21 protein-coding genes are annotated in these 22,215 nt (G+C 63.0%); 9 read left to right on the top strand and 12 right to left on the bottom strand.

Annotation, left to right across the window (positions count from 1 at the left end):
* The first annotated feature begins 17 nt into the window (after window positions 1–17).
* Window positions 18–950, top strand: coding sequence for a glycosyltransferase family 2 protein (locus tag AC0L2D_RS08680; protein WP_473540820.1), 933 nt, complete (start codon window positions 18–20; stop codon window positions 948–950).
* A 71-nt stretch (window positions 951–1,021) separates the two neighbouring features.
* Here AC0L2D_RS08680 and AC0L2D_RS08675 read toward each other — a convergent pair whose 3' ends face one another.
* The 3 genes from AC0L2D_RS08675 to AC0L2D_RS08665 form a co-directional block, all read right to left on the bottom strand.
* Window positions 1,022–1,825, bottom strand: coding sequence for a DUF1194 domain-containing protein (locus AC0L2D_RS08675; RefSeq protein WP_473540819.1), 804 nt, complete (start codon window positions 1,823–1,825; stop codon window positions 1,022–1,024).
* An 83-nt stretch (window positions 1,826–1,908) separates the two neighbouring features.
* Complete coding sequence (locus AC0L2D_RS08670; RefSeq protein WP_473540818.1) at window positions 1,909–3,735, bottom strand: ABC transporter ATP-binding protein/permease; 1,827 nt, start codon at window positions 3,733–3,735, stop codon at window positions 1,909–1,911.
* A gap of 132 nt (window positions 3,736–3,867) precedes the next feature.
* Entirely contained in the window at window positions 3,868–4,650 is a 783-nt protein-coding gene (locus AC0L2D_RS08665) for a class I SAM-dependent methyltransferase (RefSeq protein ID WP_013529379.1), read from the bottom strand.
* Between the two features lie 137 nt (window positions 4,651–4,787).
* Here AC0L2D_RS08665 and gloB point away from each other — a divergent pair, with 137 nt between their 5' ends.
* The gene (gloB, locus tag AC0L2D_RS08660) at window positions 4,788–5,555 is read left to right on the top strand and encodes a hydroxyacylglutathione hydrolase (protein ID WP_013529378.1); all 768 of its coding nucleotides are present in this window, start codon (window positions 4,788–4,790) and stop codon (window positions 5,553–5,555) included.
* Between the two features lie 22 nt (window positions 5,556–5,577).
* Window positions 5,578–6,006, top strand: coding sequence for a cupin domain-containing protein (locus AC0L2D_RS08655; protein ID WP_024503746.1), 429 nt, complete (start codon window positions 5,578–5,580; stop codon window positions 6,004–6,006).
* A 1-nt stretch (window position 6,007) separates the two neighbouring features.
* On the opposite strand, the gene AC0L2D_RS08650 is transcribed toward AC0L2D_RS08655, so the two are convergent.
* From AC0L2D_RS08650 to AC0L2D_RS08640, 3 genes are read right to left on the bottom strand one after another with little or no spacing between them, the layout of a single operon-like run.
* Window positions 6,008–6,694: a lysoplasmalogenase gene (locus tag AC0L2D_RS08650; RefSeq protein ID WP_024503745.1), complete on the bottom strand. Its 687-nt coding sequence runs from the start codon at window positions 6,692–6,694 to the stop codon at window positions 6,008–6,010.
* Window positions 6,691–7,602 carry an aromatic amino acid exporter YddG gene (gene yddG / locus AC0L2D_RS08645; protein ID WP_473540817.1) on the bottom strand — a complete coding sequence of 304 codons (912 nt, stop codon included), beginning with the start codon at window positions 7,600–7,602 and terminating at the stop codon, window positions 6,691–6,693. Before yddG ends, AC0L2D_RS08650 begins: the two co-directional genes overlap by 4 nt.
* Before the next feature lie 34 nt (window positions 7,603–7,636).
* Window positions 7,637–8,425 carry a DUF3108 domain-containing protein gene (locus tag AC0L2D_RS08640; RefSeq protein WP_063169105.1) on the bottom strand — a complete coding sequence of 263 codons (789 nt, stop codon included), beginning with the start codon at window positions 8,423–8,425 and terminating at the stop codon, window positions 7,637–7,639.
* A 258-nt stretch (window positions 8,426–8,683) separates the two neighbouring features.
* On the opposite strand from AC0L2D_RS08640, the gene rpmB reads away from it, so the two are divergent.
* From rpmB to AC0L2D_RS08625, 3 genes are all read left to right on the top strand, one after another.
* Window positions 8,684–8,980 (top strand): 50S ribosomal protein L28, encoded by a 297-nt coding sequence (gene rpmB, locus AC0L2D_RS08635; protein ID WP_013529373.1) that lies wholly within the window; start codon window positions 8,684–8,686, stop codon window positions 8,978–8,980.
* Window positions 8,981–9,164: 184 nt separating this feature from the next.
* Complete coding sequence (locus AC0L2D_RS08630) at window positions 9,165–9,845, top strand: queuosine precursor transporter (protein WP_024503743.1); 681 nt, start codon at window positions 9,165–9,167, stop codon at window positions 9,843–9,845.
* A 59-nt stretch (window positions 9,846–9,904) separates the two neighbouring features.
* On the top strand, window positions 9,905–10,576 hold the full coding sequence (locus tag AC0L2D_RS08625) for a hypothetical protein (protein ID WP_473540816.1): 672 nt from the start codon (window positions 9,905–9,907) through the stop codon (window positions 10,574–10,576).
* Between the two features lie 11 nt (window positions 10,577–10,587).
* Here the strand turns inward: AC0L2D_RS08625 and AC0L2D_RS08620 are convergent, their stop codons facing one another.
* The 4 genes from AC0L2D_RS08620 to AC0L2D_RS08605 form a co-directional block, all read right to left on the bottom strand.
* A complete protein-coding gene (locus tag AC0L2D_RS08620) occupies window positions 10,588–11,616 on the bottom strand; it encodes an esterase-like activity of phytase family protein (protein ID WP_473540814.1) in 1,029 nt (342 codons plus the stop codon).
* Complete coding sequence (gene cobT, locus AC0L2D_RS08615) at window positions 11,613–13,514, bottom strand: cobaltochelatase subunit CobT (RefSeq protein WP_013529369.1); 1,902 nt, start codon at window positions 13,512–13,514, stop codon at window positions 11,613–11,615. Before cobT ends, AC0L2D_RS08620 begins: the two co-directional genes overlap by 4 nt.
* Before the next feature lie 474 nt (window positions 13,515–13,988).
* Entirely contained in the window at window positions 13,989–14,975 is a 987-nt protein-coding gene (gene cobS, locus AC0L2D_RS08610) for a cobaltochelatase subunit CobS (protein WP_013529367.1), read from the bottom strand.
* A 123-nt stretch (window positions 14,976–15,098) separates the two neighbouring features.
* Window positions 15,099–15,728 carry a J domain-containing protein gene (locus AC0L2D_RS08605; RefSeq protein ID WP_013529366.1) on the bottom strand — a complete coding sequence of 210 codons (630 nt, stop codon included), beginning with the start codon at window positions 15,726–15,728 and terminating at the stop codon, window positions 15,099–15,101.
* Between the two features lie 181 nt (window positions 15,729–15,909).
* On the opposite strand from AC0L2D_RS08605, the gene AC0L2D_RS08600 reads away from it, so the two are divergent.
* The gene (locus AC0L2D_RS08600; protein WP_013529365.1) at window positions 15,910–16,212 is read left to right on the top strand and encodes a BolA family protein; all 303 of its coding nucleotides are present in this window, start codon (window positions 15,910–15,912) and stop codon (window positions 16,210–16,212) included.
* Window positions 16,213–16,227: 15 nt separating this feature from the next.
* Here AC0L2D_RS08600 and AC0L2D_RS08595 read toward each other — a convergent pair whose 3' ends face one another.
* Together AC0L2D_RS08595 and AC0L2D_RS08590 are read right to left on the bottom strand one after the other, a co-directional pair.
* Complete coding sequence (locus AC0L2D_RS08595) at window positions 16,228–17,781, bottom strand: acetolactate synthase large subunit (protein WP_473540812.1); 1,554 nt, start codon at window positions 17,779–17,781, stop codon at window positions 16,228–16,230.
* A 98-nt stretch (window positions 17,782–17,879) separates the two neighbouring features.
* Window positions 17,880–18,686: an alpha/beta hydrolase gene (locus AC0L2D_RS08590; RefSeq protein ID WP_013529363.1), complete on the bottom strand. Its 807-nt coding sequence runs from the start codon at window positions 18,684–18,686 to the stop codon at window positions 17,880–17,882.
* Window positions 18,687–18,928: 242 nt separating this feature from the next.
* Here AC0L2D_RS08590 and AC0L2D_RS08585 point away from each other — a divergent pair, with 242 nt between their 5' ends.
* Window positions 18,929–20,878, top strand: coding sequence for a PrkA family serine protein kinase (locus AC0L2D_RS08585; RefSeq protein ID WP_473540811.1), 1,950 nt, complete (start codon window positions 18,929–18,931; stop codon window positions 20,876–20,878).
* A 17-nt stretch (window positions 20,879–20,895) separates the two neighbouring features.
* Window positions 20,896–22,206: a YeaH/YhbH family protein gene (locus tag AC0L2D_RS08580; RefSeq protein WP_024503738.1), complete on the top strand. Its 1,311-nt coding sequence runs from the start codon at window positions 20,896–20,898 to the stop codon at window positions 22,204–22,206.
* Window positions 22,207–22,215: the final 9 nt, after the last annotated feature.

Raw genomic sequence — 22,215 nt, 5'->3', positions numbered from 1 at the left:
GGAAACAGCTGACAGACATGGCCGGGATCGATCCAGTACCTCTCATCACGGTCATTACGCCGACCCACAACCGACGCGAAACAGTGTTGCGCGCCGTGGAAAGCGTATTCTCCCAGAGCATGTCGAGGTTTGAGCACATTGTCGTCGACGATGGTTCGACCGATGGGACCGAAGCGGCGCTGGCCCGCATCCAGGACCCGCGGCTGATCTATGTCGGGGCGAAATGGCGAGGCGCCAATGCCGCCAGGAATGCCGGCATCGAGCGGGCGCGGGCACCGTTGGTGACGTTCCTCGATTCCGACGACATCTACATGCCGCACCGGCTTGAACGAACCCTGACCTGGTTCGATGAAAATCCTGCACTGCAAGTGCTGATCAGTTCGTTCGTGTCCCTGAAGGGCAATCGCACCACAAACTGCGCCAACCCCGAGGCATTCGTGAGCCCCGCAATGCTTGAGCGGACGCTGGTTGGGCAGACCATCTTCATCGCCGGCTCCGCGATCACTGCTCGCCGTGAAGCCTTGCTGGCCATCGGCGGCTACGACAGCGACATCACCCGCATGCAGGATCGCGAATTGCTGCTGCGCCTTGCCCGGCGCTTCGGTGCGCAACTGTCCGAGGACCTCGACTGGACGAAATACAATTCGGAGAACTCGATTTCCGGCCGCCGTGACGGCTATGTCGAGGCCTATGCGAACCTGATGGGCAAACATCCTCATATTGCCCACGCCTACCCGCACATTCCGCCTTACATGATCTCGCGGCAGCTCATCGCCGATATCCTGCGAGGCAGGATACCGGAGGCATTCCAGGGCTATATGGCCAACCGATCGTCGAAAGCGCTTGGCTACTCGCTGCCGGAATTGATGCAAGGCTATGTCCATGGCCGACGCTGGCGCCGCGATCTCTCCAACGAGTTTCGCAACCAATGTGGCGCCCGGCTCGCCTGAACCCAGAGCAACTCCAGGAAAATCGTGGAACGGTTTTCCCTCCGGATTGCGTGAACCGCACTATCGAGAGCTCAGCGGTCAAGTTCGGGAAAATACGGATCCGATAAAAACCGCCTGTCCCGTTCGCCCTGCAGGCAGTCTATCGGCTTGGCCGCGTCGACGCGGGTGATTCTCGCCTTGTCCCGAATGCCGCTCACTTCGAGGATCAGCTTGCGCCGGATGGCTGTCGAAAACTCCGCGGCGGCATAGATGGGCAGCACGAAGGAACCGGGCCCGCCGGTCACGCATTGCGCGTAATACTGGTCGAGATGGCTGAAGGTGGGCGACGGGCTGATCAGGATCGGCAGGCCGTTGACGACGATGCCTTTGGCAGTCGCCGCATCACGCGTCGCGGTGACTGGCGGCCCGATATTGTTCGGTCCGTCGCCCGAAATGTCGATGACGCTACGTTCGCCCTGGAAAGACGTGCGGTCGAAAAGCTCGGCACCGAAGGCCAGCGCGCCGGAAATCGAAGTGCCGCGAAAGCTGCGGAACGGGCGCGCCGCGACCTCGTCGGCAAAGCTGTTGGCGCTCTCGGCACTATCGATGATCTGCCAGCCGATGACCGCGTCGTCGCGCACCGTGCCGGCCCACTCGAAATAGGTCAGCGCTATGCGGCCCGTGGCGCCGGCGCGGACAGCCTTGATGAAGTCGGGATGCCGCAGCGCCTCGACATAACCGGCGCGCTGCAGCGCGAACTCCTTCTCGTCCATCGACAGCGAGATGTCGACTGCCAGCACCAGCTCGACGTCAACGGCGAGCGCATCCCGCGGCGAGGCGGCGGGAGCAGCCTGGGCGCAGGCAAGACAGGCAAGCAGGCGCAGAGCATCAAGCATGGCCGTCGCCAGGTTGTTCTCCCGAAGAGCTTCCCTCGCGATCACGGCAAAATAAAGCTTTGCTTCCCCGTCCGGATATCAGCTCATTTCTTGCGGCGGGCGGCGACTGGCGGCGGTTCGATCGCGCCGGCTCTGACGCGGGCGGGCTTCAGCGCTGGCGCACCGGAATCCTTGACGATCGTCAACGCGCGCGGGAAGAAGTGGTTGTTGTGCTGGCCGCGCCCGATGTTGAGGATCGCTGTCCCCGGCAAACGCTTCTCGAGCATCGACAGCACGCGTCTTAGCGATGGGCCGTCGAATGCATCCAGCGCCTCGTCGATGATCACCCATTTCGGCTGCCGCAACGCGAGCCTGGCGAAGGCCAGCGAGCGTTGTTCGTCATCGCCCAACTCATGGTCCCAACGCCCGGCGCGGTCGAGCGATGCGGATAGCCGTCCCAGACCGACCTCGGCCAGCACCGCCGAAATGTCGGCATCGTCCGCCGGCGCGGGGCCGTTCGGGTGATCGAGGACTTCGCGCAATGTGCCGACCGGAAAATAAGGCACGCGCGGCACGAATATGGGGGTTTCTCCCGCCGGCAGGCCGATCCGGCCGCTTCCCCATGGCCACAGGCCGGCAATGGCACGAAAGAACAGCGTCTTGCCCGCACCGGGATCGCCGGTGATCATGACGCGCTCGCCGGGGCGGATTTCGACATGCGGGTCGGCGAGCCTGGTGCAGCCCTCCGGCGAGGCCACTTCGAGCTTCTCGAAAGTCAGGCTGCCACTGACGTTTTGGCCGAAGGCGATGCGCTTTTCAGTGTCGTGCAGCGCATCGGTTTCATCGAGCGCGATGCGGAAATCGGCCACGCGCATCAGCGTGGCGCGCCAATCGGCAATGCTGCCGATGTTGTTAATGAACCAGCGCAAGGAGGAGTGGACCTGGTTGAATGCGCCGACCGCCATCATCAGCCCGCCAAAGCTGATATCACCTGAGAAATAGACAGGCGAAGCAACCAGTATGGGCGCCACGACGGTGATCCAGCCATAGGTGTCGGTCACCCAGGACAGGTTGATCTGGGCGGTGTAGATGCGCCGCATGGCGCCCAGCACCGTGCCGAGATCGAGTTCGAGCCGCCGCCTGGCGTCGGCCTCGCCATGATACAACGCAATGGCATCGACATTCTCGTTGACGCGCACCATCGAGGAGCGCAGCTCGGCTTCGCGTGTATAGCGGTCGCTGTTCAAGCGGATGAGCGGCCGCCCGACCAGCCAACTCAGCCAGGAGGCGATGCCGGCGTAAAGGATGGCGGCCCAGACCATGTAGCCCGGTATGGCCAGCGAGGTCCCGCCGATGTGGAACACGAAGCCCGAGGACAGCTCCCACAGCACGCCGACGAAGGACACGAGCAGGATGCACGACTGCAGCAGGCCGACGCCGAGATCGGTTGACAGATCGGACAGATGCGCGGCGTCCTGCTGCATGCGCTGGTCGGGATTGACGCCGATGGCGCCGGCATTGGCCAGACGGAAGGCGCGCGCCGGCCGCATCCATTGATCGATCAGATCCAGCGTCAGCGCCTCGCGCAGCTTGAGCCTGATCATCTGGTTGAGCCAGGTCTGGCCGATATTGAGCACCAGAAGTCCCCCGGCTATGGCCGCGAAGACGAGGAGCTGGTGCAAAAAGGCCGCCATGTCGCGGCGGGCAAGCGCATCGTAGAAAGGCTGGTTCCAGCGGTTGAGCAGAACCTGGCCGATCGACGTTGCGATGATCACGGCCATGATGCCGACCGATGTCCACAGCAACCATCTGCGAACCGGCGATCCCGCAAGCGCCCGCCGGATCGTCATCACCTGATCGTGCAGGCTGCTGGCCTCGACCGCCACGGCAACCGGCTGAACGGCGGCGGCATTGTCCGGTTGATCAGCCATGGCCGAGGTCCTTGCGTCAGTGCTGCAACCGGATGGAGAAACTTGACAGGCGTTCGTATGGGCTGCCGGATGGGCTGTCGGTCTGCTTGCGACAGATAGGCAGGGAAACGACGTCAGGCACGCTTGCCGCGATCACGAAGCCGTCACCCGCGCAGCCAAGGGCTTGGCATCCGCTTTGTGACGGCCAAGCCGGGTGGCGCCATGCGGCGACAGCACCGGCACGAAGACGCGGCGCGATGCGCGCTGCGCCACCGGCACGCCTTGATAGAGCCGCTTCTGCGCCTCGACCACGATGACCCCGGAAAAGATCGGCCACAGCCGCCGGCCGGCGCGCTCCAGCACATTGTGGAAGCGCATCATGAAACGGCGCCGCGATGGCGGAAAGAACAGCGCATCGGACCAGGCGGCGGGCGTGAAATTGGCCTCGCGCAGCAGTTCCGTAAGCTGGCCGCGCGAAAAGGGCCGGCCGTTGCCGAATGGGGTGTGCTCGAAGCGCGCCCAGACACCGCGCCGGTTGGGCACGACGATGACCACCCGGCCGGCCGGCGATAGCACGCGCCAGATCTCGTTCAGCGTCTCACGCGGGTTCTCGACATGTTCGAGCGAATGGACGAGCAGCATGCGGTCGATGCAGGAATCGACCAGCGGCAGTTCCTCGTCGAAGACCAGTGCCGTCGCCGTCGGCCCCGTCGCCGGCCACACCACCGCGCCTTGCGTTGCCGGCATGAAGGCGAAGACCCGCTCGGCGTCGCTGCCGAACCGCTCCAGCCACGGCAAGGTGTAGCCCAGACCAACCAGCCGCTCGTTGGGAACGGCCGCCCATATCGACGACAACGCCATGGTGATCGAACGCTCGGCGAACCGGCCGAGCGTTGTCGAATAGAACGAGCGAAGATCGACGATGTCGGAATGCATGGCAGGGATGTAGCCGTGATGTCGCCAGGTTTCAACAAAAGGCCGCGACGACCCGACATTCCGGGAATGTCATTCGACATCCGGGATGACATCGACCCGCAAGCGCCCTATGTCTGCGGCCATAACGGAGAGATGTGATGCCGGTCGAAATCGAACAGTTCATGTGCCGCAGCGACAATTTCGGCGTGCTGGTGCATGACCCCAAAAGCGGCCAGACCGCGATCATCGATGCGCCCGAGGAAGCGCCAATCTTGGCCGCGATAAAGCGCACCGGCTGGACGCCGACGATGATCCTGACCACACATCATCACATGGATCACGTTGAGGCCAATCTGGCGCTGAAGGAGCGCTTCAAGCTGCGCATCGTCGGCCCGGAGGCCGAAAAGGCCAAGATCCCCGGCATCGACGAGACCGTCGAAGACGGCTCGGTTCTCCATCTTGGCGATGAAAGGATCGAAGTCATCGCCACCCCCGGCCACACTGCCGGCCACGTTTCCTATTATTTGCCGGCCTCGAGCGTGGCGTTCACCGCCGACACGCTGTTTGCGCTGGGTTGTGGGCGGCTGTTCGAATGCAAGCCGCCGGTAATGTATGATTCGCTGAAGAAGCTGGCTGCACTTCCAGCTGAAACGGCCATCTATTGCGGCCACGAATACACGCTCTCCAACGCCCGTTTCGCGCTGACCGTCGATCCGTCCAATTCAGCATTGAAGGAACGCGCCGCCAGGATCGAAAAGCTGCGCGCCGAGAACAAGCCGACGCTGCCGACGACGATCGGCGAGGAACTGTCGACCAATCCCTTCCTGCGCTGGCACGACCCGGCGATCCGCAAGCATCTTGGGCTGGAGAAGGCTTCCGACGCCGAGGTCTTTGCCGAAATCCGCAAGCGCAAGGACAACTTCTAGAGCCCGTGATATCGTCGACGCCATGACCAGCTCCGCCGAAATCATCGCGACGCTCGGGCTGAAGCCGCATCCGGAAGGCGGCTGGTATGCCGAGACCTTTCGCGATGGCACTGGCGGCGCGCGCGGCCATTCGACCGCCATTTATTTCCTGCTTGAGGAGCATCAGGTTTCGGCCTGGCACCGGGTCAAGGACGCCGCCGAGGTCTGGCATTTCCATGCCGGCGCCCCGCTGGCACTGGCAATGTGGGAAGAAGGCAGCACCGTTGTGGAGCAGGTGCTTGGAATCGATCTCGCAGCCGGTGAGCGGCCGCAGATCGTCGTGCCGGCGGGCCGGTGGCAATCGGCGCGCAGCCTCGGCGAATGGACGCTGGTCGGCTGCACCGTCGCGCCGGGCTTCGAGTTTGCCGCCTTCGAACTGGCAGCACCCGGCTGGCAGCCGAAACAACCGTAGCTCAATAAGAGCCCGGATATAGCAGGGACCCAAGCGTGATCGCGAGTTGGGCGGCGTAGTACAGCGCCCAGACGGCGAAGCGCATCCAGGCGCGGTGCGGCGAGATGGCGGCCACCAGGAATTTCTCCGTGGCGAGCAGCCCGTCGGATGCCATGAACAACAGCGCGCCGCCGATCACGGAGACGTTGCTGGTGGTCAGCGCCGAGATACCCATTGCCAGGATCGCAGCGACATAGACGGCGATCGGGATACGCAGGCCGGGACCGACGCGCCGCCACAGCGCCGCCAGCATGACGGCCGCAAACACCGCCATGGCGAGCGCGATCGCTCCGCGCCACGACTCGGCGCCAAGCACCCCCAACCCGCCACCGCTGCGCAGGAACAGCGCGACATAGACGATGTGGGCGACAAGAAAACTGGCCAGCCCGCCGAGGAAGGCCTTTTCACCGTCGCGCGACAGGAATGCGTCGCCAACGGCGCTGAGGGCGAGCGCGGCGGCCAGCAGCAGTGGGCCGCCCTGCAGCCCGGCCAGCACGGCAAGCATCGCCACGGCGAGCGTCTTTGCCGCCGAGCGGGCGAGCGTTGGTGGCATGCCAAGCGTAAAGGCGTAGATCACCGCCGCCGCCAGCGAAAAGATCAGTGTCGCATTGGCATTTGCGTCGATGCCGCCGGCAAACGGCATCGTCATGCCCCGGCTCCGCTTTGGGATGCCCTGGCTCCGCTCTCAGCCGCCGGTTTGCGCAGAAACAGCGACTTCGCTGCAAGTGCGGCCCCGCCGGTGATGAGCACGCAGGCGGCGAGGATGCGCAGCGACGGCTCGGCGACGCCGGCCGCGATCAGCACCAGCGTCGACAACAGCGGTGCGGCGTAGCTTGCAGCACCCAGCACCTGGATATTGCCGCGCTTGACGCCGATGTCCCAGGCATAGAAGGCCGCCCCCACCGGCATCAGGCCAAGGCCGAGCACGGCCAGCCACTGGCCGGCACCGTCAGGCAGAACCGTCTGTTCCAGCGCCAGGTGGCAGGCGAGCGACAACACCGCGGTCGCCGCGCAGAACCAAGTGACGATGCTGGTCGGCACCGACGGGAAGCGCCGCGACAACAGCGAATAGAACGACCACAGCACGGCACAAACGGCGGCCATCGCATAGCCGAAGGCGTAACGGGCGTCGAAGGCGAGGCCCCCGCCCTTGGTGACGATCAGCACGGTGCCGGCAAGGCCGAGCAGCGCGCCGACGACATGGTTCCAGGCCAGTTTTTCGCCCGGCATCAGCGCCGAGCCGAGCACGATCAGCAAAGGCCATAGATAGGCGATCAGGCTCGCCTCCACAGCCGGCGCATTGCGCAGCGCGGTGAAATAGAAAAAGTGGTAGCCGAACAGCCCGGCAATGCCGATCAGCCACACCTGCGGCGGTATCTTGTGGCTCTTGTCGGGTGCCGGCATGAACAGCCGCGCGACCAGCCCGACACCGGTGCCGATCGAGAAGGTGATCGCCGACAAGAGGAACGGCGGCACCTGGCCCGACGCATCGGTGAGCAGTGCGAGCAGCGCCCACATGGCGACCGCCGAAAAGCCGATCAGTGTTGCGCGCCCCATTCTGTCTCCAGTGGCGCGCCAATTCTGCGCCTGGCTATTGTACCGCTTCGAAACGTCCGGCGCTGATGGTCAAGGTGCCGATCTGCGTGCCCACCGTGGCATGGATCGGCGCATATACGCCGGTTTGGCCGAGCGGTGCAAACGTCACCATCATGCGGCTTTTGCTCTTGAGATAGTTGAGCGCCTTGCGGCCCTTGCGATAGCCAGCCACCGGCTCGAAGCCCATCCGGCAGGTAACCGTGTCGCCCTTGTAGCCCGGCACCGAGATCGTGCCCTTCGAAGCGTAAGTCAGCGTCAGATCGGCGCGCATCTCGCCGTCGTAGAACTTTACCGTGCGGCCGCAGACCTGGTCGAGGCTGTCGGCATGGATGACGGTGGCAGCCATCGGATCGAGCACCGATGCCAGGTCGCCGGCACCGAGCGGCACCCAACTCTTGGGGTCGCGCTTGCCCGGCGCCGGGACGACCTGCGTCGAGGTGACCCTGCCATTTGCAAAGCGGATGTCGACCACCGATGCCTTCTTGCCGGAGGTGTAATCGGCGCGGAATGCCTGCGGCACCATCCTCTTGCCCGCAATCGTGCCTTTGGACGAGATCGTGCCACGCGTGTCGTCGAACAGTTTTGCCAACCCTGCCGCGCTGACGCTGCCTTCGATCGCGTAGGCGCCGTTCTCATAACGGCTGGAAAACGTTGATTTCGCTATCGAAAGTCCAAGGAACGACACCGTATACTCGCCCTTGAACGACTGCGGCGAGGCAGCAGACGCGGCGGACGGCAAGGCTGCGGCAAGCATGGCGGCAAAGGCATGTGACGAACGAAGCATGGCGGGATCGGGTCCTTGATTTTCGGCCGGAGGCGGGCAACTCCGGTCTGGCATGTCCCTATGAGACCGCTTATAGGATGAATTCCGGCCTTAATATGAAAATGCCGGGCGCGCCGTGGGCAATGCAGGAGCTTGACGCCTCGGCGAAATGCAACTATGGAACGCCAACTTTTTCCATAAGGCCGCCTGACCAGAACCGCGCGCCACCCGGCGTGGGCTTGAGTGTTTGGCAGACCCCGAGAACTGAAGGTTAGAACAATGTCCCGCACCTGCGAACTCACTGCCAAGGCAGTCATGTCCGGCAACAATGTGAGCCACGCCAACAACAAGACCAAGCGTCGCTTCCTGCCGAACCTCGTCAATGTGACGCTGATTTCGGAAGCGCTGAACCAGAATGTGCGCCTGCGCATTTCGGCCAACGCACTGCGTTCGGTCGAACATCGCGGCGGTCTCGACGCCTTCCTGGCCAAGGCCGACGTCAAGGAATTGTCGCAGCGCGCCCGTCTGCTGAAGAAGCAGATCGCCAAGAAGACCGCCGAGCAGGCTGCCGCTTAAACAGTTCAAAGGCGGGGGACGACCGCCCTGGCCAACATCTTGTTGGCCTCTGGCCAACATCTTGTTGGCCTTGGGGCATCGGATCGAAGCCGCAAGGTTTTGGCAATCCGGTGCCCACATACGAAGGCGAGCATCGCCCGCATGGGCACGATGCTTGGCTGGTTCCATTACCCAGGATAAAAAAATGACTTCCTTCTCGCGGTATTTGCCCTTCGTGGCCGCCATGGCGCTTGTCGTCGTGGCATCGAACATTCTCGTGCAATTCCCGATGCAGGGCCAGATCGGGGGCCTCTCGCTGGCCGACCTTCTGACTTGGGGGGCCTTCACCTATCCCTTCTCGTTCCTGGTCACCGACCTCGCCAACCGCCGCTACGGACCCACTGTGGCGCGCCGGATCGTCCTTGTCGGCTTCATGACGGCGGTGATCTGCTCGATCCTTGTCCCGCCCTTCCTGTTCCGTCACGGCCTGATCGAATTCGAGACCGCCGCCGACCGGCTGGTGCGTATCGCGGCCGCGTCCGGAGCGGCGTTCCTTTCCGCGCAACTGCTCGACGTCACCGTGTTCAACCGGTTGCGCCGGCAGAGCTGGTGGCGGGCGCCGATCATCGGCACGCTGGTCGGGTCGGTGTTCGACACCGCCGTGTTCTTCACCGTCGCTTTCTCGGCTGCCTTTGCCTTCGCCGGACCAAACGACGGCTTTGCGTTGGAAAACGCACCCTTGATGGGCGTCTTCCATGTCGAGGCGATGCGCTGGATCTCCTGGGCGCTTGGTGATCTCTCGGTGAAGCTGATCATCGCCGTCGTCGCACTCATCCCCTACCGGCTGCTCGCCGCCCGCTGGAGCCAGCCCGCGGTTGCGGCTTAAACCATGATCCCGAAAAGTGGGACCCCGTTTTCGGAAAAGATCATGGTCGGACAAAGATCATGATCGCGTGGATCCAGCTCGATTCAGCGAAGACCCCAGACGGCGGACAAGAACTTCGCCTCAAGCGGCGCGGCACCGAATTCTCGATCATGCTGGGCACCAACGAGCTCATGAACAGCCGCCTCAGCGGTTCCGAGGAAGCGCTGGCAAAACTCTCCTGCGGGCGGATTGCCGGCCATAGCCAGCCAACAATCCTGATCGGTGGGCTTGGCATGGGTTTTACCTTGCGCGCCGCGCTTGCAGAATTGGCCAATGATGCCGGAATCGTCATCGCTGAACTGGTGCCGGCCGTTGTCGCCTGGGCGCACGGTCCGATGGCCGAAATCTTTGGCGGCTGTCTCCACGATCCGCGCGTCACCATCCAGGAGACCGATGTCGGGCAGCTGATACGCTCGCAGCCCGCGGCCTGGGACGCCATCCTGCTCGATGTCGACAACGGCCCGGAAGGCATCGTCCACAAATCCAACGACGCGCTCTACAGCCTGCAGGGCCTCGCAGCCGCACGCAGCGCCCTCAAGTCGGGCGGCGTGCTGGCGGTGTGGTCGCAAGGCCCCGACATCGGCTTCACGCGGCGGCTGAAGCAGGCAGGCTTCGGGGTCGAAGAGGTCAGTACGCGCGCCAACGGCAAGCGCGGCGCGCGCCATATCATCTGGATCGCCACCAAGACGTAAAGCCGGCGGGCTCAATCCTGGTGCAGGATGAATTCCAGATAGAGGTTGCGCTGCAGGATCGAGTGGTTGTCGTCGGAGATCAGCGACACCATCAGCGCGCCGTCGTCGCGGGTCCAGACGTCGAGCCCTTCCATATTGTCGATCTGGTAGCCCATGTCGGCCTCCAGCAGCACCGGCCCGTCGGCGACCGCGCCCTTCTCGACGCTTTCGCCATAGATGCGCCGCAGCCGCATCTTGACGCCCCTCGCCATCGAGAAACTGCGCTCCAGAAGCAGCAGATCGCCATCCGGCAGGAAGGCCCCGTCGGTGATGTCGAAATCGCCGTTGCGCTTGACAGTAAAGACGCCCTTGTGCGGCCCTTCGATGATGGCGGCATAGATGTTGCCGGTTTTGTCGAGGCTCTTTTCGGAGACCACGACCAGGCCGCCCTCATGCTGACCGTTGGCATTGGCGTGGGTGACGGTCTCGAAGCCGCGATTCTGGCGCAGCTCCTGGGCCGGAACGACGAAATCCAGCGGCTTGAACGACGCCTTCATGTCGTTGGGGTCGATCTTGAACTGGGCGACGCGGTGGCTGCGCTCGAAGCCGACGGTGGCAATGCCGTCCTTGACCGCGAGGCCTTCCGCATCGACCTCCCATTTCCTGTCGATCGGCCGGCCGGTCTCGTCGACCATCTGCTGCATGCGGAAATTCTGGATGCCGGAGGGCCGTTTTTCCGCGTCGCGGACCACCGTGCCGAAGAACCAGAAGCCGGTGTCGGCAACGCCGATGAAGTCACTCCCGGCTTTCCGGAAGCGGAAGGCCGACAGCGCGCCGAAATCGCGTGTGGGCGAGGTCATCTCCAGCCCGCCGACGAATTCGAAAGGGCCGAACTGCTTGTCGGCACGGCCAATGTGAAATTCGGTGATCGGGCGGGCCGAGATTTCGACCGGTTCGACAGAACCAGAGTCGGGCGAACCGGCTGCCGCCGAAGCCAAGCCGGAAAGCAGGGCGATGGCGGCGAAAAGCGTCTGCTGAAAGCCGCCGCGCCTGGAGATCATCCGGCGCGCCGCATACCACCGCCGCGCCGCGTATCCTTCGCGCTTTCCTCGGCAAACAGCGAAGCCAGCTGCTCGGTCATGGCGCCAGCCAGCTCCTCGGCATCGACGATGGTGACGGCGCGGCGGTAGTAGCGCGTGACATCGTGGCCGATGCCGATGGCCAAGAGTTCCACCGGCGAACGCGTCTCGATCAGCTCGATGACGGCGCGCAGATGGCGTTCGAGATAATTGCCCGGATTGACCGACAGCGTCGAATCGTCGACCGGCGCGCCGTCCGAGATCATCATCAGGATCTTGCGCTGCTCGGGCCGGGCGATCAGCCGGTTATGCGCCCACAGCAGCGCCTCGCCGTCGATATTTTCCTTGAGCAGGCCTTCGCGCATCATCAGGCCGAGATTGCGCCGTGCCCGCCGCCACGGATGGTCGGCCGATTTGTAGATGATGTGGCGCAGATCGTTGAGCCGGCCAGGATTCGGCGGCTTGCCGTCCTTCAGCCATTTCTCGCGCGCCTGCCCGCCCTTCCACGCCCGCGTGGTGAAGCCGAGGATCTCGACCGAGACGCCGCAGCGCTCCAGCGTGCGCGCCAATATGTCGGCGCAGGTGGCGGCGACCGTGATCGGCCGGCCGCGCATCGAGCCGGAATTGTCGAGCACCAGCGTCACCACCGTGTCGCGGAACTTGGTGTCGCGCTCCTGCTTGAACGACAGCGGCTGCATCGGATCGATGACGACCCGCACCAGCCGTGCCGGGTCGAGATAGCCCTCTTCCAGGTCGAAGTCCCAGGAGCGGTTCTGCTGCGCCATCAGCCGGCGCTGCAGGCGGTTGGCCAGCCGCCCGACGACGCCGGACAGGTTGGCGAGCTGCTTGTCGAGGAAGGCGCGCAGCCGGTCGAGCTCTTCTTCTTCGCACAGTTCCTCGGCGCCGACCGTCTCGTCGAAAGCGGTGGTGAAGACCTTGTAGTCGATCTCTTTCGGCAGATTGGTGAAGGGATTGTCGTTGCGGCGCGCTTCGCCGGGTGTTTCGGCATCGGCGTCGTCATCGTCGGACAAATCGTCGGCGGTGGCGTCGGAGGCTTCCGTCTCGGCCGACTGCTCGTCATCGGCCGAAGCTTCGGCATCCTCGGACTGCGACTGCTCGGAGCCGGAATCCTCTTCGCCGCCCTCCTCGCTCTGCTCCTCGCCTTGCGGCTGGTTGTCGTCATTGTCCTCGGAATCTTCCGTCTCCTGGTCGTCGCCGAGTTCCTCGGCCATCTCCATGGAAGCGAGCATCTCTCGCACGACCCGGGCGAACGCCTGCTGGTCGCCGAGCTTGGCCGACAATCCGTCGAGGTCGGCCTTGGCCTTCTCCTCGACCCAGGGGCGCCAGAGCTCGACCAGCCGCTCGCCGCTTTTCGGGACCGGACGGCCGGTCAGCTTCTCGCGCACCATCAGGGCAAGAGCTTCCTCGATCGGCGCGTCGGCCTTGTCCTTGATGTCGACGAGGTTGGCCTTGGCGTATTTGTCCTCCAGCATCGAACCGATATTGTCGGCGACGCCCTGCATGGCGCGTGAGCCGATCGCCTCGACGCGGGCCTGTTCGACCGCGTCATAGATGGCGCGGGCCGCCTTGCCTTCCGGCGCCAGCTTGGTGTGGATGCGCACATCGTGGCAGGCGCGCTTCAGCGCCATGGAATCGCCGAGGCCGCGGGTGATCGCAATATCGGTCTTCGACGCCTTCTTCGGCAATTCGGGCAGACGCGCACGGCTGCCGGCGAGCGCCGGCCGGTCCTTGGCGAAACCGACTTCCAGTTCCTTGTCGCCGGCAATGGCGCGCATGCAGACGGTGACGGCACGCTTGAAGCTGTCGGCTTCAGAGCCCGTCTTCGACTTGTTGCGCGTGTTGTCGCCCGGACCCGCCATCATCTATCTCTATTGTACCGCTGGCCGCTGGCCAAGCTGAGTGCGCAGGAGGCCGATAATCTCTTCGACCGAGATCGTAAAATAGCCGCCTTTCCCACTGTCATATGCCTGTCTCCAATGACTGTATCCGTGGTCAAACCCGTCGGGAATTGGACGAACACCCTCAAGTTCAACCAGACTTTCTCTCAGTACGTCAGCCGCTACAGGGAGGTGAGGGATTGTTTGCAGCTGCTTTCCGTCATTAGGTATCGGCGCGTCAGAGACTGAGATCGATACGATCGGCTGACTTTCGCCTTCCGGATAATCGACAGCGCCTATGATCACACGCGAGGATACTGGTGTCGCGCCGTGATACGTCCAAGTCTGCCCAGGTTTGAGTGGTTGGTTCTGGGCCATGGCTGCCTGACTGAGACCAAAGCAGAGGAATACAAGACTCCATAGGAACGTCCGGTGGGTCGTTCCCATGGAGCGGTCTTAGCCCAGCACCACGTTGGCGGCGCTCTCGGGCAGATCCTCGCCGAAGGCGCGCTGGTAGAACTCGGCCACCACCGAGCGCTCCAGTTCGTCGCACTTGTTGAGGAAGGTCAGCCGGAACGCCATGCCGATATTGCCGAATATCTCGGCATTCTCTGCCCAGGTGATCACCGTGCGCGGGCTCATCACGGTCGACAGATCGCCGTTGATGAAGGCCGAGCGCGTCATGTCAGCGACGCGCACCATCTTGTTGACGATGTCCTTGCCCTTGCCGTCGCGATAGTGCTTGGCCTTGGCCAGCACGATGGCGACTTCATTGTCGTGCGGCAAATAATTCAGCGTGGTGACGATCGACCAGCGGTCCATCTGGGCCTGGTTGATCTGCTGGGTGCCGTGATAGAGGCCGGTGGTGTCGCCCAGGCCGACCGTGTTGGCGGTCGAGAACAACCGGAAGGCCGGATGCGGGCGGATAACCCGGCTCTGGTCGAGCAGCGTCAGCCGGCCTGACGATTCCAGCACGCGCTGGATGACGAACATCACATCCGGACGGCCGGCATCATACTCGTCGAAGCACAGCGCGACATTGTGCTGGTAGGCCCAGGGCAGGATGCCGTCGCGGAATTCGGTGATCTGCAACCCGTCCTTGACCACGATCGCGTCCTTGCCGACGAGATCGATACGGCTGACATGGCTGTCGAGGTTGACGCGCACGCAGGGCCAGTTGAGGCGGGCGGCGACCTGTTCGATATGGGTCGACTTGCCGGTACCGTGATAGCCCGACACCATGACGCGGCGGTTGTAGGCAAAGCCCGCAAGGATCGCCATCGTCGTGTTCTTGTCGAACAGATAGTCCGGGTCGATGTCGGGCACATGCTCCGATGTCACCGAATAGGCCGGCACCACCATCTTGGATTCGAAGCCGAATTTCTCCTTCACCGACACCGTCGTGTCGGGCAGGTTGGCGATGTCGCGATCGACCTTGTTCATATCTCTCAACGTCTCCACGGGCGAAACGTCTGATTTCGCCGGCAATCGATTTTGTCCGGGGGCGGTCTTAAAGCCTTTTCCAACCTTATGAAAGTTGGAAAACGACACGAACCGTATGGTCGCTCAGCACAGGCCCGCCTGTTTGAGCACGCGATAGGCTTGCAGCACATCGCGGAACCGGTCTTCCGAACCTCTGTCGCCACCATTCGCATCCGGATGGTGTAGTTTCACCAGTTCCTTATAGCGCGCCTTGATCTCCTTGCCAGTCGCCTTTGTATCAAGACCAAGCGTTTCCAGCGCCTTGGCCTCAAGCGGCTTGGCCTTGCGCTCGCGCGCCTCGCGCGGATCCTTGGGTCCCTTGAACAGGTCGAACGGGTCGCGCATGCGGTTATAGTAGCCGGCGCGGCCGGAACGCATCTGGGCCATATCGGGCGACGACCGGGTCGAGGCCCCGTTGGCGCCCATCTTCCAGGTCGGCCGGTGCCCGGTCATGGCTTCCTTCTGGAAGCGCGCGACCTCGGTGTCCGGTACGCCGGAAAAGTAGTTGAAGCCCTTGTTGTACTCGCGCACATGATCGAAGCAGAAGTGGAAATACTCACCCTCCTTCATGCGCCCGACCGGCGCACGATGGGTGCCCGCTTCCTTGCAGCCGTCCCACTGGCAGATCGGCGAGTGCGACTTCAGCTCCGCGTCCTTGTCGGGGCGGACGCGAATCTTCTCGAAATATTTGGGGTACGGCTTCATCTTACCCATTTATGGGGCGTTCGCAGATGCGAAACAAGAATTGACATTTTCGCGATCATCGCCCTAACCGCTGAATCGCGGCATAAAGCAGGCGAATGGCGGATTTTGTTGCGCGGCGGCGGCCCCTCGCGAAACCGATTTTCGGTTTCCAGGCCGAGACGCCAACGATATGTGGTGAAGGGAGATGGCGATGTCCATACAGGCGACCATGGAAGACAAGCTCAACAAGGCATTTTCGCCGGACAGGCTGGTTATCATCAACGAGAGCCATCTCCATGCCGGCCACCACCATCACGGCTCCGACCATCACGGCACTTACGACGGCACCGGCGAGACGCATTTTCGCGTCCGCGTCGTCGCTTCCGCCTTTGCCGGCATGAGCCGCATCGACCGTCACCGCGCCGTCAACGAACTGCTTGCCGACGAACTGAAGGCCGGCGTGCACGCGCTGGCGATCGAACCCGCGGCTCCCGGCGAAAAGACCCGCTGGTAGGTCGCTTCCCCGCGCTCAGAGCACCGCTTCGATGAGGAACGGCCCGCGCCGTGACAGCGCACTGTCCAGCAACGTGTCGAAGCGCTCGCACGTATCGGCGCGAGCCGCCTCCACGCCCATGCCTTTGGCCAGCGATACCCAGTCGAGCGAGGGATGGTCGAGGTCGAGCATGCGCCTGGCGTTCTCGCCGATGGCGCTGACGCCGACATTCTTCATCTCGCCATGCAGGATCGCATAGGTTCGGTTGGAAAACACGATCGTCACCACGTCGAGCTTTTCCCGCGCCTGCGTCCACAGTCCCTGCACCGTGTACATGCCGCTGCCGTCGGCTTCGAGATTGACCACCTTGCGGTCGGGACAGGCAATTGCCGCCCCGGTCGCCATCGGGATGCCGCCACCGATCGATCCGCCCGTGCCCATCATGTAGTCGTGCGGCGCGGCAAAGGCCGACAGCGCGAAGAAACGCCTGGCCGAGGTGACCGCTTCATCGCAGACGATCGCATCGGCCGGCAGTTTGCGCGCCACCGAAAGTGCGACGGCATCTTCCGTCAGCTTGCCGTTCGGCGTTGCCTCGTCGGGAAAAGCGGCCGCCAGCACCTTGTGTTGCGACGGCTTGATGCCAAGTTCGTCGCGAAGCGCCTCCAGCGCCGCATGCAGATCGTCGCCATGGGCGGCCAATGTCAGCACCTCGCAGCCTTCCCGGACAAGCCGTCCCGGTTTTCCCGGATAGGCGAAGAAGGCAACCGGCTCCTTTGCGCCGACCAGGATCAGAACATCGACGTCGCTCAGCACAGCCATCGCCGCATCGACCGGATAGGGGATGCGGGTCGGCGCGGCACGCCCGCGCCCGCGTTGCATCCGTGCGATCAGAACCTCGCCGAACAGCCGGACGTCGCTGCCCGCCGAGATCTGCCCGGCGATGGCAAGCGCATCGGCGCGCGCGGCCTTTCCGCGAACGATCATGCCGGCCCGCCCCGGAGCGGCACGGATCGCCGCGGCGATCTTGCGTACCGCGTCCATATCGACGGCCGGCGTCGGCGCCAACGTCACCTTGCCGGGCAAAACGGCGTCGACTTCGCCCCAGGCGGCATCCGCCGGCAGGATCAGGGTCGCGACGCCGGGTGGTGTCAGCGAGGCGCGAAAGGCCGCTTCAGCTGCCGGCACGACATCGGCCGGACCCTTGACGCGGCCGACCCAGTTGGACATCGGCGCCGCAAGGCTCTCGATATCGCTGGTGAGTGGGGCATCGAGCGGCAGATGGTAAGAGGCGTGGTCGCCGACGATGTTGATCATCGGGCTGAAGGCACGCCGGGCATTGTGCATGTTGGCCAGCCCATTGGCCAGGCCGGGACCGGTATGCAGCAGCGTCGCGGCCGGCCGATCGGTCATCCGCGCATAGCCATCGGCGGCACCCGTCACCACGCCTTCGAACAGCCCGAGCACGCAACGCATTTTCGGCTTGCGGTCAAGCGCTGCAACGAAGTGCATTTCGGAGGTGCCGGGATTGGCGAAGCAGACCGTCACATCATTGGCCAGAAGCACGTCACACAGGACATCGGCGCCGTTCATGCAATTCCCTCCCGCTCAAGATCGCAGAGCAGTTGCACCCGCGAGCACCCGCAGCAATGTCCTGCCGCTACTTTTGATCTAATCCAGTGCCGTAAAGATCAGCCAACCGTCGATTTCAGGAATGCCAGCGCGGCCGCGGTCAACGCGTCGCCGTCCTCGCCGAAATCGCGATTGATCGACATATGCGTATAGGCGCTGCCGTCGAACAGCGTAACCTTGGTGCCCGTCGAGCGCAGGCGCTCGGCAAAGGCCTTGGAGTCCTCGCTCCGGCCCGATGCCCGCGAATAGGCGATGAAAGTCGGCGGGTGCTTGCGGCCGTCGACATAGCTGGCCGGCGAAAGTGCCGCCCATTGCGCGGGATCGGAAAAGACGCGGGCATAGGCCCGGACCATACCGCCATTCTTGGCAAGTGCTGCAAGATCATAGGCCCTGGTGTCGTCGAGGATGAGCGCGGCTATGCCCGGCAATCCGCCGCGCATGCCGGTCAGCGCAACCAGATGGCAGCCGGCCGAATGGCCCATGCCGACGATGCGGTTAGGATCGCCGCCATGCCGGGCGATATTGGCCCTGATGTAGGCATAGGCCTTTTCGACGTCACCAGCCTGGGTGGCGACATTGGCCTGCGGCAGCATGCGGTAATCGATGGAGACGAAGCAGAAGCCGTTGGCCAGCAGGAAGGCCGGTTTGGCGTCCACCTGACTGCGTTTGCCAAACTGCCAGGTGCCGCCATGAACGAAAAACACGACCGGCAGGCCGATTGCACCATCGGGCGCGTAGATGTCGAGCTTGGCCGGCCCGTAGTCGAAGGTTTCTGGCGTGGGCCGGCGTGTTTTCCACGCGGCCGACGCTTCCAACGGCAGCATCGCCGCCATGGAGGCCATGATCAGGCTTCGTCGATCGATCATCATTGTCTCCTGGCAAGGCAAGACTGCACGCGGCCGCCCCAGCCGTCCAGTCAGGGGTTCGCAACACACCCGCTACCCGCGCTGAATACGGCTCCGCAACGAGCGCTTTGGTCTCGCGGAGTAGCCTCAATCCTTAAGATCGCGGCCACCTCTTCACATGAAGGGAACAAACGGTGCCCCCCGGCAGTTGAATGCGAGACGAGCCGAATGGAAGCCACAGCGGCTCCGAGGGCAAAAGCATCATGCGAGAGAACCAGTCTGACGTCTTCGATCTCTTTTCGGAAATTTACACCAACGCGGCGCAGGAAGAGATCAGCATCCAGCAATATCTCCTTGCCTGCCGCGAGGACAAGTCGATGTATGCCTCGGCGCCTGAACGGATGATCGAGGCGATCGGCGAGCCGAACCTGGTCGACACCAGCAAGGATGAGCGGCTCGGCCGTATTTTCTCCAACCGGACCCTGAAAGTGTACCCCTCCTTCGCCGATTTCTACGGCATGGAGGATACAATCGAGCGCATCGCCGGCTATTTTCGCTATGCGTCCCAGGGGCTCGAGGAGCGCAAGCAAATCCTCTATTTGCTCGGCCCGGTGGGCGGCGGCAAATCCTCCCTTGCCGAGCGGCTGAAGAAGTTGATGGAACAGCGCCCGATCTACACGCTGAAGGTCGGCAACCAGGTCAGCCCGGTTTTCGAATCGCCGCTTGGCCTTTTCCATCCCGATCGCATGGGCGACCTGCTGGAGGATAAATACGGCATTGCACGACGCCGCTTGAACGGGCTCATTTCGCCATGGGCGGCCAAGCGCCTCGACGAACTTTCCGGCGACATTTCCAAGTTCAGCGTCGTCAAGCTGATGCCGTCGCGACTGCGCCAGATCGCCATCGCCAAGACCGAGCCCGGCGACGAGAACAATCAGGACGTCTCGGCCCTGGTCGGCAAGGTGGACATCCGGCAATTGGAAAACTTCAGCCAGTCCGATCCGGACGCCTATTCCTATAGCGGTGGACTGAACCGGACCACCCAGGGCCTGCTTGAATTCGTCGAAATGTTCAAGGCGCCTATCAAGGTCCTGCATCCGCTGCTGACGGCCACCCAGGAAGGCAGCTACAACGGCACCGAAAATTTCGGCGCCTTTCCCTACCAGGGGATCATCGTGGCCCATTCCAACGAGTCGGAATGGCTGCAATTCAAGAACAACAAGAACAATGAGGCTTTCCTCGATCGCATCCTCGTCGTCAAGGTGCCGTATTGCCTGCGGATAACCGAAGAGCGGCAGATCTACGAGAAACTGTTGCGGGAGAGCGAATTGGCCGCCAGTCCCTGCGCTCCAGAGGTGCTGGACATCCTCAGCCGGTTTACCGTCTCGACCCGCTTGGCCGAGCACGACAATTCGCCGCTCTACACCAAGATGCGCGCCTATGATGGCGAGAACCTCAAGGAAGTCGACCCCAAGGCAAAGTCGGTTCAGGAATATCGGGACGCCGCCGGCGTAGATGAGGGCATGGCAGGCGTCAGCACGCGCTTTGCCTTCAAGATCCTGTCGCAGACCTTCAACTACGACACCGAAGAGGTGGCCGCCGACCCCGTGCATCTCATGTACATCCTGGAGGAGGCAATCAAGCGCGAACAGTTTCCGAAGGAGACGGAAGCCGCCTATCTGGAGTTCATCAAGTCCGAGCTGGCCGCGCGGTATGCCGAATTCATCGGCCATGAGATCCAGAAAGCCTATCTGGAATCCTACAGCGAGTACGGCCAGAACCTTTTCGACCGCTACATCGCCTATGCCGACGCCTGGATCGAAGACCAGGACTACAAGGATCCCGACACAGGCCAGATCCTCAACCGCGAGGTTTTGGACAACGAGCTTTCACAGGTCGAAAAACCGGCCGGCATCGCCAATCCCAAGGACTTCCGCAATGAGGTGGTGAAATTCACCCTGCGCGCCCGTGCAAGAAACCATGGCCGCAACCCGGCGTGGACAAGTTACGAAAAGCTGCGGGAAGTCATCGAAAAACGTATGTTCGGCCAGGTCGAGGACCTCCTGCCGGTGATCAGTTTCGGCTCCAAGCAGGACAGTGTCACGGAAAAGCGGCACAATGAATTCGTGCAGCGGATGGTCGAGCGCGGCTACACCGAGCGGCAGGTGCGTCGCCTTGTGGACTGGTACATGCGGGTGAACAGGGCGGGTTAGAGAACCCGGATGGTTCCATGCCGATCTTCATCGACCGCCGCCTGAACCCGAAAGACAAAAGCCTCGGCAATCGCCAGCGCTTCCTGCGACGCGCGCGCGAGGAATTGAAACGCAGCATACGCGATCAGATCCGCACCGGCAGGATCGCCGACGCGGATTCCGAGCATGCCGTGCGCATGCCCGAAAGAGGCACAAGCGAGCCGAGCTTCAACAACGCCCGCGACAGCGGCAGGCGCCAGCACATCTTGCCGGGCAACAGGCATTTCTCCGCTGGAGACCTGATCCCCAAACCCGGCGGGGGCGGCGGGGGAGCATCGTCGCCGGGAAACAAGGCATCTGAAGACGACTTTCGTTTCGTGCTGTCGCGCGAGGAAGTGCTCGATCTTTTCTTCGAGGATCTCGAGCTCCCGGACATGGTCAAGCTCAACCTCAAGGAGATCCTTGCCTTCAAGCCGCGCAGAGCCGGCTTCGCCGCCACAGGTTCGCCGACCAACATCAATGTTGGCCGCACAATGCGCAACAGCCACGGCCGCCGCATTGCGCTGAGGCGCCCCAAGCAGGTCGAACTGGATGCGATCCTCGAGGAAATCGCCTCGCTCGAGTCGACGCCATCCAGCGCCGACGCGCGCCAGCGTATTGCGGCATTGCGCGAAGAGCTCGACCGGCTGGAACGCCGCCGCCGCCGGATTGCCTATGTCGATCCGGTCGACATCCGCTTCAACCGCTTCGATTCCCGGCCGGTGCCGAACGCCAATGCCGTCATGTTCTGTCTTATGGACGTGTCCGGGTCCATGGGCGAGCGCGAGAAGGATCTGGCCAAGCGCTTCTTCGTCTTGCTGCACCTGTTCTTGAAACGGCGCTACGACCGCATCGAGATTGTCTTCATCCGCCACACGCACCTGGCTCAGGAGGTCGACGAGGAAACATTTTTCTACAACACCCAAAGCGGCGGCACCGTCGTTTCCACCGCGCTGGAGGAAATGCACCGTATTATCACCAGCCGCTACCCGGCCCATGACTGGAACATCTATGCCGCCCAGGCCTCGGACGGCGACAATTTCGCCGGCGATTCGGAGCGATGCATTTCGCTGCTCAATGGCGAGCTCATGCGGCTGTGCCAGTATTTTGCCTATGTCGAGATCATCGACGAGCGTGAAGCTCATATTTTCGGCTCGACAGAAAACGGGACATCGCTGTGGCGTGCCTACAACTCCATCGACCAGAAATGGCCGAACTTCCAGATGAGCCGCATCGCCACACCCGCCGATATCTATCCGGTTTTTCGCCAGCTCTTTGGCAGGCAGCCGGCCGCCCTCAAGAGGGCATGAGGGTTCCCG

This window comes from Mesorhizobium sp. WSM4833 (genome assembly GCF_055811095.1).
Note: the sequence above shows the minus strand (reverse complement) of the source record. Positions and strands in the feature narration are given on the sequence as shown.